General features: G+C 63.1%; 12 protein-coding genes and 1 pseudogene. All 13 read left to right on the top strand.

Annotated elements, in window-relative coordinates; translation table 11 throughout:
• On the top strand, positions 1-559 hold a 559-nt coding region (locus P0D96_RS26410; RefSeq protein WP_408316257.1), incomplete at its 5' end, for an electron transfer flavoprotein subunit alpha/FixB family protein.
• A gap of 125 nt (positions 560-684) precedes the next feature.
• Positions 685-1,885, top strand: a pseudogene (gene pcaF / locus P0D96_RS26405) (3-oxoadipyl-CoA thiolase).
• 38 nt (positions 1,886-1,923) lie between these two features.
• Positions 1,924-2,187, top strand: a complete 264-nt coding sequence (locus tag P0D96_RS26400) for a hypothetical protein (protein WP_408179683.1) — start codon at positions 1,924-1,926, stop codon at positions 2,185-2,187.
• Between the two features lie 96 nt (positions 2,188-2,283).
• Positions 2,284-3,195: a LysR family transcriptional regulator gene (locus P0D96_RS26395; protein ID WP_408316255.1), complete on the top strand. Its 912-nt coding sequence runs from the start codon at positions 2,284-2,286 to the stop codon at positions 3,193-3,195.
• A gap of 221 nt (positions 3,196-3,416) precedes the next feature.
• Entirely contained in the window at positions 3,417-3,608 is a 192-nt protein-coding gene (locus tag P0D96_RS26390; RefSeq protein ID WP_408316253.1) for a hypothetical protein, read from the top strand.
• Positions 3,609-3,654: 46 nt separating this feature from the next.
• Positions 3,655-4,836, top strand: a complete 1,182-nt coding sequence (locus tag P0D96_RS26385) for an acetyl-CoA C-acyltransferase (RefSeq protein ID WP_408316251.1) — start codon at positions 3,655-3,657, stop codon at positions 4,834-4,836.
• Positions 4,837-4,849: 13 nt separating this feature from the next.
• Complete coding sequence (locus tag P0D96_RS26380; RefSeq protein WP_408316249.1) at positions 4,850-6,058, top strand: acyl-CoA dehydrogenase family protein; 1,209 nt, start codon at positions 4,850-4,852, stop codon at positions 6,056-6,058.
• 10 nt (positions 6,059-6,068) lie between these two features.
• A complete protein-coding gene (locus P0D96_RS26375) occupies positions 6,069-7,211 on the top strand; it encodes an acyl-CoA dehydrogenase family protein (RefSeq protein ID WP_408316247.1) in 1,143 nt (380 codons plus the stop codon).
• Complete coding sequence (locus P0D96_RS26370) at positions 7,204-8,016, top strand: oxepin-CoA hydrolase, alternative type (RefSeq protein WP_408316245.1); 813 nt, start codon at positions 7,204-7,206, stop codon at positions 8,014-8,016. The genes P0D96_RS26375 and P0D96_RS26370 overlap by 8 nt, the downstream gene beginning before the upstream one ends.
• 43 nt (positions 8,017-8,059) lie before the next feature.
• Positions 8,060-9,268: a CaiB/BaiF CoA transferase family protein gene (locus P0D96_RS26365; RefSeq protein WP_408179670.1), complete on the top strand. Its 1,209-nt coding sequence runs from the start codon at positions 8,060-8,062 to the stop codon at positions 9,266-9,268.
• Between the two features lie 36 nt (positions 9,269-9,304).
• On the top strand, positions 9,305-10,291 hold the full coding sequence (locus P0D96_RS26360) for an NAD(P)H-dependent flavin oxidoreductase (RefSeq protein WP_408316243.1): 987 nt from the start codon (positions 9,305-9,307) through the stop codon (positions 10,289-10,291).
• Positions 10,292-10,506: 215 nt separating this feature from the next.
• On the top strand, positions 10,507-10,827 hold the full coding sequence (locus P0D96_RS26355; RefSeq protein ID WP_408316241.1) for a DUF485 domain-containing protein: 321 nt from the start codon (positions 10,507-10,509) through the stop codon (positions 10,825-10,827).
• On the top strand, positions 10,827-12,512 hold the full coding sequence (locus tag P0D96_RS26350) for a cation acetate symporter (protein WP_408316239.1): 1,686 nt from the start codon (positions 10,827-10,829) through the stop codon (positions 12,510-12,512). The genes P0D96_RS26355 and P0D96_RS26350 overlap by 1 nt, the downstream gene beginning before the upstream one ends.
• The last annotated feature ends 22 nt before the right edge of the window (positions 12,513-12,534 follow it).

The following is a 12,534-nucleotide window of genomic DNA, read 5'->3' as shown; positions in this document are numbered from 1 at the left end:
TCCGATCTATGCCGGTAACGCAATCGCAACAGTGCAATCGGCTGATCCGATCAAGGTCATCACGGTCCGCACGACTGGTTTCGACCCTGTGGCAGCGGAAGGCGGCAGCGCATCGGTCGAGAAAATCGAAGCGGCAGCCGACTTCGGCATCTCGTCCTTCGTCAGCCGTGAAGTGACGAAGCTGGATCGTCCGGAACTGACGTCGGCGAAGATCATCGTCTCCGGTGGCCGCGGTCTTGGCAACGGCGAGAACTACACGAAGGTGCTAGAACCGCTGGCGGACAAGCTGAACGCAGCGCTGGGCGCATCGCGCGCAGCCGTCGATGCGGGCTTCGTGCCGAACGACTATCAGGTCGGCCAGACCGGCAAGATCGTCGCGCCGCAACTGTACATCGCAGTCGGCATCTCGGGCGCGATCCAGCATCTGGCCGGGATGAAGGACAGCAAAGTGATCGTCGCGATCAACAAGGACGAAGAAGCGCCGATCTTCAGCGTCGCAGACTATGGCTTGGTCGGAGACCTGTTTGCAGTCGTGCCAGATTTCGTAGCAACTACCTGAAGCAAGCTCGCTTCAAACTCGCGTACAGCGGGAAAAACGGCGAAACAATTCGGGACTTTTGCTGGCAAAAGATTGAAACTGAAGGAGCCACGGAGCTCCTGTAACCTCAAATTGGAGAAGGCAGTATGAGCGAGGCTCTTCTGTGCGATGCGATTCGCACGCCGATCGGCCGCTATGCGGGTTCACTGTCGTCGGTGCGCGCCGACGATCTGGGCGCGGTGCCACTCAAGGCGCTAATGGAGCGCAACAAGGAAGTCGATTGGAGCGCCATCGACGACGTCATCTACGGCTGCGCGAACCAGGCGGGCGAGGATAACCGCAACGTCGCGCATGTCGCTGCTGCTGGCGGGCTTGCCCAAGGAGGTGGCGGGCACCACGGTGAACCGTCTGTGCGGCTCGGGCATGGACGCTATCGGCATTGCGGCGCGCGCGATCAAGTCGGGCGAGGCCGGGCTGATGGTGGCGGGCGGCGTGGAAAGCATGAGCCGCGCGCCCTTCGTGATGGGCAAGGCGACGAGCGCGTTTTCGCGTCAGGCCGACATCTACGACACGACCATCGGCTGGCGTTTCATCAATCCGCTGATGAAGAAAATGTACGGCGTCGATTCGATGCCGGAAACGGGCGAAAACGTCGCAACCGACTACAACATCAGCCGCGCCGATCAGGATGCATTCGCGCTGCGCAGCCAGCAGAAGGCCGCGCGTGCGCAGCAGAACGGCACGCTCGCTCAGGAAATCGTTTCGGTGACGATTCCGCAAAAGAAGGGCGATGCGATCGTCGTCTCCAAGGACGAGCATCCGCGCGAAACGAGTCTCGAGACGCTGGCAAAGCTAAAGGGCGTCGTGCGTCCTGACGGCACGGTGACAGCAGGCAACGCGTCCGGCGTCAACGATGGCGCGGCGGCCTTGCTGCTGGCAAGCGAAGAGACCGCGAAGCGCTATGGCCTGACACCGCGCGCGCGTGTGCTGGGCATGGCGACGGCCGGCGTCGATCCGCGCGTGATGGGTATCGGCCCTGCGCCCGCGACGCAAAAGTTGCTCATGCGCCTGAACATGAGCATCAACCAATTCGATGTGATCGAACTGAACGAAGCGTTCGCGTCGCAAGGCCTCGCGGTGTTGCGCGCGCTGGGTGTCGCGGATGACGATGCACGCGTCAATGCGAACGGCGGCGCCATTGCGTTGGGCCATCCGCTCGGCATGAGCGGTGCGCGACTGGTCACGACGGCGATGTATCAGCTGCAGCGTACGCAGGGACGCTTTGCACTTTGCACCATGTGCATCGGGGTCGGGCAGGGAATTGCGATCGCAATCGAGCGCCTGTAAGCGTGGCCACGTGCACGAGCGAGGTGGTCGTGAATGCAATGACAAACTTCGAGTTGCGCCGGCTCATGGCCGCAGCGTCCGCGAATCAGGAAGATGCTGACCTGTGGCGGATGTTCTCCAGTCTCTACGACGAGCGTCGCATCCGCTGGTGCAATTCTGCGCGAGGTTGGCTCGTATCAATCGACAATCGTCATCTCGCCACCGAAGCCAGCTTCGATCAGGCGATCCGGTTCGCGATTGCGCGATTTCTCAAGGTCCGGACTGGCACCAGGTCAGCAAGTGCGCGGGGTTCGCTCACGTGAACAGCGCCGATAGTGAATTCGGGCGGAGGTAGCAGTGCAGGATCGCTTTCTCGTTTCGGAGTTCCGAATTCTCCAGTTTTGGTTAATCGACGCACCATGGACCTGAACCTGATCGGCTTGTTCATCGAGATCGTCGAATCGCATAGCCTCAGCGCCGCCGCGCGCAAGGTTGGTATGACGCGCTCGAACATCAGCCAGCGGCTCAAGCTGTTGGAACGCGAAACGGGCGCGCAGTTGCTGCGCCGTTCGACACGGAATTTCGAACTGACGCAAGCCGGGCGTACGCTGTACGACTGTGGCCTGCGCATGCTGGAAGACCTGAGCACGGCTCGCGCGTCGATTGACAGCCTCGGGCGAACCTTGAGCGGTCGCGTTCGCATCAGCGTGCCGACAGGCTTCGGCAGGATGTTCATCGGATCGAAGCTGCTCGAATTCGCGCGGATGCATCCGAGCATCACACTCAATGTCACGTTCAACAACCGGATCGAAGATCTGATCGCTGCGGAAGTCGACGTCGCGTTGAGGATCACGGCGACGCCACCGTTGGACTGCGTGGCGCGCAACATCTGCTCGATTGACTGGAACCTCTATGCGTCGGCCGGCTATCTCGAGAAGCATGGTCCGATTGACTGTCCGGCGGATCTCGAAGCGCAGACGCTGGTCGCGTCGCCTTACCCAGAGCGGCGGGTCACGATGACGCTCACGCACCGGCAGGACGACGCCGATGTCCACACCATCACGATGCAGCCTGCGCTGCAGTCGTCCGACTATCCGTTTCTGGCGGAAGCGGTGAGTCAGGGCATGGGTGTCGGGCTGTTGCCGGCCTATGTGCCGTATGCGCCCAAGTGCCGCGAACTGTTGCGGATCCTGCCGCAGTACCGCGTCGCCGGCTTGCAGAACACGCTGTATATCGTGACGCTCCCCAATCGTTTTCCGTCGCCGGCGACGCAGGCCCTGATCGACTATCTGCGAGCCGAAATCGTCTCACTCGCGCAAACCTGGGCCTGAAAACAGGGCCTAAAACAGGGCATTTCTCCTGTTCCGCGCTCGGGTCATCCGAACCCGCCATCCCCCGCCACGTATCGTCAATATCGAGCTTTCACTGGCTAAGTCTTGCCGGCGCTACACCGTCAATTTTCAGTTAACAGTTCGTCAATTGCCAGTTGGATTGTCAATGCAGTTGCTGCGTTTCACAATGACCCAACACGAATTACATGGAGACAAGGGCAATGACCCTCAAAGCGACCGGCGTCGCGCTCAGGCAAGCCGTATTGCTGATCGACGCGAGGCGCACCTTCATCGGCGGCGCCGACATCCGCGAGTTCAAGCAACACGACCCGGTCTTCTGGCAACCGTCGCCGCTCATCGTCGATCTCGTCAAGCGCCGCGCCACACTGGCGAGCCTCGATCGTTCCGCCTGATCCGCTCAACCCGTCAAATACCCGTTTCAAATTCAGGATTCAGACCATGCGCGAAGCTGTCATTGTTTCCACCGCACGCACGCCGCTGACCAAGGCGCATCGCGGCGAATTCAACATCACACCCGGCCCCACGCTCGCATCGTTTGCCGTGCGCGCCGCCGTCGAACGCTCGGGCATCGACCCGCAACTGATCGAGGACGCGATCCTTGGCTGCGGCTATCCGGAAGGTACGACCGGCCGCAACATCGCACGCCAGACCGTGATCCGCGCGGGGTTGCCGCTGTCGATCGCGGGCACCACCGTGAACCGCTTCTGCGCTTCCGGGCTTCAGGCAATCGCGATGGCCGCCGGCCGCATCGTCGCCGACGGTGCACCGGCGATGATCGCCGGCGGCGTCGAAAGCATCTCCGGCATCCGTACCCGCGAAGACGGTGTGAGCGGGCTCGACCCATGGATCGTGGAACACAAGCCGTCGCTCTACATGACGATGATCGACACCGCCGACATCGTGGCTCAGCGCTACGGGATCAGCCGGGAAGAGCAGGACCGTTTTTCGGTGGAAAGCCAGCGGCGCACCGCGCAAGCACAGCTCGCCGGCCGCTACGCCGACGAGATCGTGCCGGTCACGACCGCGATGGCCGTGACCGACAAGGAGACGGGCGCCGTCAGCCAGCGAGAGGTGACGGTCTCGGCCGACACCTGCAATCGCCCCGGTACGACGTATGAGGCGCTCGCGAAGCTTGCGCCTGTCAAGGGCCCGGAAAAGTACATCACGGCGGGCAACTCGTCGCAGAACGCCGATGGCGCTTCTGCCTGCGTGATGATGGAAGCGAAGGCCGCCGAACGCGCGAACCTCGCTCCGCTCGGCGCGTTTCGCGGTCTGGCGGTGGCGGGCTGCGAGCCGGATGAAATGGGCATCGGTCCGGTGCTCGCCGTGCCGAAGCTGCTCGCGCGTCATGGGCTCACGGTGAACGACATTGGCCTGTGGGAGCTCAACGAAGCGTTCGCATCGCAGGCGCTCTATTGCCAGCGGCGTCTCGAGATTCCGGCCGAGCGTCTGAACGTGAACGGCGGCGCGATTTCCATCGGGCATCCGTTCGGCATGACCGGCTCGCGTCTCGCGGGACACGTCCTCATCGAAGGACGGCGGCGCGGCGTGAAGTATGCCGTCGTCACGATGTGCATGGCCGGCGGCATGGGTGCCGCGGGGCTTTTCGAAATCTATTGAGAGACACGAGGTCATGGATCTGAACTTCACCCCCGAGGAGGAAGCCTTTCGCGAGCGCGTCGTGCGCTTTCTGAAGGAAAAACTGCCGGCGAGGCTCTCCGACAAGGTTCGCAGCGGCTGGCGCCTCACGCGTAGCGACATGGAAGAATGGCACGCGATCCTGAACGAACAGGGCTGGTTCGCGAGTCACTGGCCGGAACAGTATGGCGGTCCAGGCTGGAACGCCGTGCAGAAGTTCATCTTCGAGAACGAATGCGCGCTGGCGGCCGCACCGCGCATCTTGCCGTTCGGCGTGAACATGCTCGGACCCGTGCTCATCAGGTATGGCAGCGAAGCGCAGCAGCGCTACTGGCTGCCGCGCATACTCGATGGCTCCGACTGGTGGTGCCAGGGCTATTCCGAACCGGGTTCGGGTTCGGACCTCGCGTCCGTAAAGACGACTGCGGTGCGCGGCATCGATGCGCAAGGCGAGCACTACATCGTCAACGGCCAGAAGACGTGGACCACGCTCGGTCAGCACGCGAACATGATCTTCTGCCTCGTGCGCACGGCATCCGATGTGCGCAAACAGGAGGGCATCAGCTTTCTGCTCGTGGACATGAACGCACCGGGCGTCGAGGTGCGTCCGATCATCACGCTCGAAGGCGAGCACGAGATCAACGAGGTGTTCTTCACCGATGTGCGTGTGCCGGCGGCCAATCTCGTCGGTGAGGAGAACAAGGGCTGGACGGTCGCGAAATATCTGCTGACCTATGAGCGCACGAACATCGCGGGCGTCGGCTTCTCGGTCGCGGCGCTGGCGCGATTGCGCCGGGTCGCGGGAAAGGTCACGCGCAATGGCGCACCGCTTGCCGACGATCCATTGTTTGCGGCGCGCCTCGCTCGCGTCGAGGTCGACCTCGAAAACATGAAGACGACCAATCTGCGTGTGATCGCCGCGGTGGCGGGCGGCGGCGTGCCGGGTGCGGAAAGCTCGATGCTCAAGATTCGCGGCACCGAGATCCGCCAGGAGATCTCGTCGCTGATGCGTCGCGCGGTGGGACCGTATGCGCAGCCCTTCATCGAAGACGCGCTGCACGAGGGCTATGACGAGGCAAGCGTCGGTCCCGAGGAAGCCGCGAGCGCAGCCACGCTCTATTTCAACAACCGCAAGCTGTCGATCTTCGGCGGCTCCAACGAAATCCAGAAGAACATCATCTCGAAGATGATCCTGGGACTGTAAGAGGATCGCGATGAATTTCCAGCATACCGAAGACCGCCGCATGCTGGCGGATACGCTGAACCGCTTCGTGAGCGAGCAGTATGGCTTCGCTACGCGTGACACGCTCGCGCACAGCGACTCGGGTTTCAGCCGCGAACTGTGGGTCCGTTTCGCGGAACTGGGCATCGTCGGCGCGCTTTTCAAGGAGACCGACGGTGGATATGGCGGCGATGGCTTCGATATCGCCGTCGTGTTTGAGAGCCTCGGGCGGGGACTCGTGGTCGAGCCGTTCCTCGGTGCGCTGGTGGTCGGACACGCGCTTGCCCATACAGGCAGCGAGGCGCAGAAGGCGCTCATCGCGAGTCTGGTCGAGGGGCGTGCCGTGGCGGCGCTCGCACATGACGAACCCGGCTCGCACTACGAACTGACGAAGGTGTCGACGCGCGCCGTGCGTGGCTCGAACGGCTGGGTGCTGACGGGGGCCAAGACCGTCGTGCAGCAGGGCGCGGAGGCCGACTTCTTCCTCGTCTCGGCGCGTACGAGCGGTGTGGCAGACGCCGAAGCGGGAATCTCGCTCTTTGTCGTTCCGCGCGAGACGGTGGGCCTCGATGTGCGCGGCTATCGGAAGATCGACGGCGGACGGGCCGCCGAAATCTGTCTGAACGAAGTGTGCCTCCCCGACGACGCGTTGCTCGGCGAACGGGACACGGCATTCGCGAGGCTCGAATTCTGCATCGGCGCCGGCGTGCTGGCGTTATGCGCGGAGGCCGTGGGCGCGATGGATGTCGCGAAAGACCACACGCTCGAGTATCTGCGCACGCGCAAGCAGTTCGGCGTCGCGATCGGCAGCTTCCAGGCGCTGCAGCACCGCATGGCTGACCTGCTGCTGGAAATCGAGCAGGCCCGCTCCGCCGTCATCAACGCCGCCGCCGCGCTTGGCGCGGGCCGCGTTGAGCGCGAACGCGCGCTGTCAGCGGCGAAGTACACGATCGGGCACATCGGCACTCGCGTTGCCGAGGAATGCATCCAGATGCACGGCGGCATCGGCATGACGTGGGAGCTGCCGCTTGCGCACTACGCGAAGCGCCTTGTGATGATCGATCATCAGCTCGGCGACGAAGATCACCATCTCGAACGCTATATCACACTGGGAAGGAGTGAGCGCCATGAATGAACCTGTCCTTGTGCATCGCGACGGCGCGGTGCAACTGCTGTCGTTGAACAACCCGGCCGCGCGCAACGCGCTCACGCCCGAGGTGTACACGGCGCTACCGGCTGCGCTCGAACAGGCGCAGCGCGATCCCGATGTCGGCGCAGTCGTACTGACGGGTGTGGGTGGAGCTTTCTGCGCAGGCGGCGATCTGAAACGCCTCGCGCAGCGGCGCGCCATGACGCCGCCCGAACGGCGCGCGGGCATCGAAGGCATGCACGACATGATTCGCGCCATTCGCGACTGCAGCAAGCCTGTGATCGCGGCAGTCGAGGGAGCGGCGGCCGGCGCGGGCCTGTCGATCGCACTGGCGTGTGACATGCTGGTCGCCGCGCGCAATGCGTCGTTCTCGGTGGCGTACATCAAGGTCGGCCTTTCGCCCGATGGCGGCGCGACCGCGTTTCTGTCCGGGTTCGTCTCCCGGCAACTGCTGACCGAATTGTGCCTAACGGGCAGGCCTGTCACGGGCGAACGCATGCAGACGCTCGGCGTTGTGAATCGCCTCGTCGAGCCAGGCAGAGCACTCACGGAGGCCATCGCCATGGCACAGTCGGTTGCGGCCGGCCCCGAACGCGCGGCCGCCCGGATCAAGAGCCTGTGCCGCCACGCCGGTGAGAACACGCTCGAAGCGCAACTGGACCTTGAAGCCCAGTACATGGCGGAGTCGCTCGGTGACGACGAGGCTGCTGAAGGCATTGACGCCTTCTTCGACAAACGCCCCGCTGATTTCCCGGCGTTGCGTCGCGCGCGGGCCGTGCCTTCCCAATAGACGTGGCGCGCTCGTCATCATCCCTTTTCACTCCGGATTTGCCATGTCGAACCTGAATTGTTCTCTCCCGCTCGCCGGCGTTCGCGTTCTGGATCTGTCCCGCGTGCTTGCCGGACCCTGGTGCGCCATGGTGCTCGGCGATCTCGGCGCCGAAATCATCAAGGTCGAGCATCCAAAGCGCGGTGACGACACGCGCGACTGGGGAGTGCGCGTCGGCACGACCGAGACGGCTTACTTCAATAGTGTCAACCGCAACAAGCGCTCGGTGTGTCTCGACCTGCAAACCGCCGAGGGCCAGCAGATCGCCTGCGAACTGGCACAGCAAAGCGATGTCGTGATCCAGAACTTCAAGTTCGGCGGTGCGGAAAAGCTCGGCCTTGGCTATGACCAGCTCAAGGAAGGACACGAAGATCTCATCTATTGTTCGATCTCCGGCTACGATCGCCGCGGACCGGAAGCGGCACGTCCCGGCTACGATCTCGTCATTCAGGGCGAGGCTGGGTTGATGGCGCTCAACGGGGAAGCCGATCGGCCGCCGCTCAAGTTCGGTGTGGCCGCCGTCGACCTGTTCACCGGGATGTACTCCGCCCAGGCGGTGCTCGCCGCGCTCTACGAGCGCCAGAAAACCGGCAAGGGACGGCACATCGAAATGGCGCTCTTCGACTGCGGCCTGATGATCACCGCGTACTACGGCCTGGAGGCGCTGATCATGGGTGAGGACCCGCCGCGCTACGGCAATTCGCATCCTTCGATCATGCCCTACGGCGTATTCGACGCAGAAGATGGGCCGCTCGTCATCGCGGTCGGCAACAATCGGCAGTACGAGCGCTTCTGCCGCGAGGTGATCGAACGCCCCGATCTTTTCGAAGACGAGCGTTTCCGCACGAATATCTCCCGCACGGCCAACCGCGAGGTGCTCGCGCCCGAACTCAAGCGCGAGATCGGCAAAAGAAAACGCCAGGATCTGCTCGAGCACCTGACGCAAGCCTGCATTCCCTGTGGCGAAGTTGCCGGCCTTCACGATGCGCTCACCTCAACGCGCGCGGCAGAGGCCGGGCTTGTGACGAGTTACGCGCATCCCGAGGCCGGCAGCACGCCCGTGCTCGCTCCGCCTTATCGCTTCGACGGCGCGCGCCTGCCTGTGAGAAACGCTCCGCCGCAACTCGGGGAAGGCACGAACGATGTTCTCCAGTCGTTGCTCGGACTGTCCCACGAACGACTTTCACAACTGAAGGCCGACGGCGTCGTCTGACGCTGCATTGGGCCTGACTTCTTAGGGGATCGTTGCATGAGCCAGATCGCTTTTTCCAATGGCGTCACCAGACTGTTCGGTACACGCCTGCCCATCGTCGCCGGCGGCCTGATGTGGCTCGCCGATGCGGACTATGTCGCCGCCGCGTCGCGCGCCGGCATCATCGGCTTCATCACGGCCGCGAGCTTTCCGGAGCCGCGCGCACTGCGCGCGGAGATCCGGCGCTGTCGCGACCTGTGCGAAGGCGGCCCGTTCGGCGTCAACGTTTCGATGCTGCCGAAGCTCGTCCCGGGCGAGAAGACGCTGGAAGTGTTCGAGCTCATCGTCGAAGAGGGCGTTAAGTTCGTCGAAACTTCCGGGCGCAGTCCGGAGGCATTCATGCCGCTGCTGAGGCAGGCCGGCATCAAGGTGCTCCACAAGGTTCCGGCAGTACGGTTCGCAGTCAAGGCGGCCTCGATCGGCGTCGATGCCGTCGCGATCGTCGGAGCCGAATGCGGCGGACATCCGGGACTCGACATGGTGGGATCGTTCGTCAACGCCGCGTGGGCCGAAAGCCACCTGGACATTCCTTACCTCATCGGTGGCGGCATCGGCCGCGGCTCGCAACTCGCCGCGGCGCTCGCGATGGGCGCTTCAGGCGTAATCGTCGGCACGCGCTTCGCCGTGGCCGAGGAGATCTGGGCACATGCCGATTACAAGCGGCGGCTGGTGGAAGCCGGGCCGACCGACACGGAATTGTGCATGCAGTCCCTGCGCAATACCGTGCGCACGCTGCGCAACGAGACGACGGCCGTTGTGAAGGAGATCGAGGCACAGAACCCGAATGCGACCATTCAGGACCTGATGCCGATGGTTGCCGGCAAGCTCGGCCGCAACGCATACGTCACGGGCGACTGGTCGAAGGGGCTGCTTTCTGCCGGGCAGTCGCTCGCGTTCGTCGACCGTATCGAACCGCTTGCCGACATCGTCCGCCGCTTCGAGAGTGACATGCGGCAGGCGCTGGCGCGGGTAGCGATCGCCTGATCGGGTTCATGGACGCCGCACGTGTCGTGCCGGCGTCAGTCATGCAGTCATGCAGTCACGCGGCGCGAGGCGATATTCCCCTCGCCAGCCGAACACCGTCCCCCATCCATAACAAGCGCTGTTGAAAGCAGCCCGTCAAGCAGTTGCATCGAGCTACCGAAGCTCATTCCATTCGTCGTCAAAGACGTCAGCAGACAACAGGCAGGAGACAACCCATGCAGCATGTCCACATCGATTCAATCAAGGCGAGCCCCGCGTACCAGCGGCTCATCACGTCACGTCGCCGTTTCAGCTTCACGTTGACAGCGCTGATGATCATCACGTACTACGGCTTTATCCTGTTCGTCGCCCTCGCACCTCAAGTGCTGGCCCATCCGCTGTATGCCGGAGCCACGACGAGTATCGGCATCGTCGTGGGCGTCGGCATCATCCTGATCGCGGTTGGAATGACCGGCTGGTACGTGCTGCGCGCGAACCGCACACTCGATCCTTCAATGAGCGCGCTTCTCGCCAGTGCAGGGAAGGAGAGCCATTGATGAAACTCGTTCGCTTCCTCTCCTGTGCGAGCCTTGCCTCCATGGCCGCGCTCGCTCACGCCTCCTCCGTCGAAGGCCCGGTGCCGGATCATGTCGAGCTGAATCCCGTCGCAATCGGCATGTTCCTCTTATTCGTACTTGTCACGCTCGGCATTACGCGCTGGGCGTCGCGCAGGACCCGCACGACAAAGGACTTCTACAGCGCGGGTGGCGGCATCTCCGGCTTTCAGAACGGGCTCGCCATTGCCGGGGACTACATGTCCGCAGCCTCGTTCCTGGGCCTCTCCGGCATGGTGTTCGTGTTCGGATTCGATGGCCTGATCTATTCGATCGGTTTTCTGGTCGGCTGGCCGTTTGTGATGTTCCTGCTCGCCGAGCCCTTGCGCAATCTCGGTAAGTTTACGTTCGTCGACGTGGTCGCCTACCGGTTCGAGCAGGCACCGATTCGCCTCCTGACTGCCAGCACGTCGCTCGTCGTCGTGGTCTTCTATCTGGTCGTGCAGATGGTCGGTGCGGGCAAGCTGATCCAGTTGTTGTTCGGGTTGCAGTACTGGATCGCGGAAGTCGTCGTCGGCGTGCTGATGGTGATCTACGTGTTCTTTGGGGGCATGACGGCGACCACCTGGGTGCAGATCATCAAAGCCGTGCTCCTGCTATGCGGCGCGACGTTCATGGCCGTCACCGCGCTCGCGCAATTTGGCTTCAATCCCGACGAGATGTTTCGACGCGCGGTCGACGTCCATCCCGGCTCACTCAGCATCATGGGCCCCGGCAAACTGCTGAAGGATCCGCTCAACGCACTTTCGCTTGGCATCGCGCTGATGTTCGGCACCGCAGGGTTCCCCCATATCCTGATGCGCTTCTTCACAGTGCCCAGCGCGAAGGAGGCGCGCAAGTCCGTGTTCGTCGCCACCGGGCTTATCGGGTATTTCTATCTGCTGACCTTCGTGATTGGCTTCTCCGCGATCGCACTGCTTGCGCAGCATCCCGAGTTCTTCAAGGCTGCCGTCGACGGGCATTTCAATCTCACGCGCGACCTCGTCGGCGGCTCGAACATGGTTGCCGTCAAGCTGGCGCAGGCGGTGGGCGGCAACCTCTTCTACGGCTTCATCGCCGCCGTGACGTTCGCGACGATCCTGGCGGTGGTCGCGGGCCTTACGCTCTCCGGGGCGACCACGGTTTCACACGATCTTTACGCATGCTGGCTCGCGCGCGGTAAAGTCAACGAAGCTCACGAAATGCGCATGTCACGTCTCGCGACACTGATACTGAGCGTCGTCGCGATCGGACTTGGCATTCTCTTCGAGCACGTCAATGTGGCGTTCCTGGTCGGTCTCGTGGCGGCCGTCGCTGCAAGTGCGAATTTTCCGGTGCTGGTGTCGTCGATTTTCTGGCGCGGCATGACGACCTGCGGCGCGGTGGTGGGCGGCAGTCTCGGGCTGACTTCCGCAGTGCTGCTGACACTGTTTTCGAAATCAGTATGGGTCGACGTGCTGCATCGGGCACATGCGCTGGTGTCCCTCGACAACCCCGCACTGATTTCGGTGCCGCTCGCGTTCGCGGGCATCTGGGTCTTCTCGATGCTGGATCGCGGCGCGCGTGCGCAGCGAGAGCGGCAAGCGTTTGCGCTGCAGGAATTTTATGGGCAGACGGGCATGCTGTCGGCGAAGGCAGTCGATCACTGAACACCGTTCGCGCGGACAACCG

It is taken from the genome of Paraburkholderia sp. RL17-347-BIC-D (assembly GCF_046027915.1).
In the GTDB taxonomy this organism is placed as follows: domain Bacteria; phylum Pseudomonadota; class Gammaproteobacteria; order Burkholderiales; family Burkholderiaceae; genus Paraburkholderia.
This window is presented reverse-complemented; position numbering and strand designations above follow the sequence as displayed.

Coding starts and splice junctions, on each gene's coding strand:
- P0D96_RS26400 (WP_408179683.1), top strand. CDS start 1,924: ATGACAAACTTCGAGTTGCGCCGGCTCATGGCCGCAGCGTCCGCGAAT.
- P0D96_RS26395 (WP_408316255.1), top strand. CDS start 2,284: ATGGACCTGAACCTGATCGGCTTGTTCATCGAGATCGTCGAATCGCAT.
- P0D96_RS26390 (WP_408316253.1), top strand. CDS start 3,417: ATGACCCTCAAAGCGACCGGCGTCGCGCTCAGGCAAGCCGTATTGCTG.
- P0D96_RS26385 (WP_408316251.1), top strand. CDS start 3,655: ATGCGCGAAGCTGTCATTGTTTCCACCGCACGCACGCCGCTGACCAAG.
- P0D96_RS26380 (WP_408316249.1), top strand. CDS start 4,850: ATGGATCTGAACTTCACCCCCGAGGAGGAAGCCTTTCGCGAGCGCGTC.
- P0D96_RS26375 (WP_408316247.1), top strand. CDS start 6,069: ATGAATTTCCAGCATACCGAAGACCGCCGCATGCTGGCGGATACGCTG.
- P0D96_RS26370 (WP_408316245.1), top strand. CDS start 7,204: ATGAATGAACCTGTCCTTGTGCATCGCGACGGCGCGGTGCAACTGCTG.
- P0D96_RS26365 (WP_408179670.1), top strand. CDS start 8,060: ATGTCGAACCTGAATTGTTCTCTCCCGCTCGCCGGCGTTCGCGTTCTG.
- P0D96_RS26360 (WP_408316243.1), top strand. CDS start 9,305: ATGAGCCAGATCGCTTTTTCCAATGGCGTCACCAGACTGTTCGGTACA.
- P0D96_RS26355 (WP_408316241.1), top strand. CDS start 10,507: ATGCAGCATGTCCACATCGATTCAATCAAGGCGAGCCCCGCGTACCAG.
- P0D96_RS26350 (WP_408316239.1), top strand. CDS start 10,827: ATGAAACTCGTTCGCTTCCTCTCCTGTGCGAGCCTTGCCTCCATGGCC.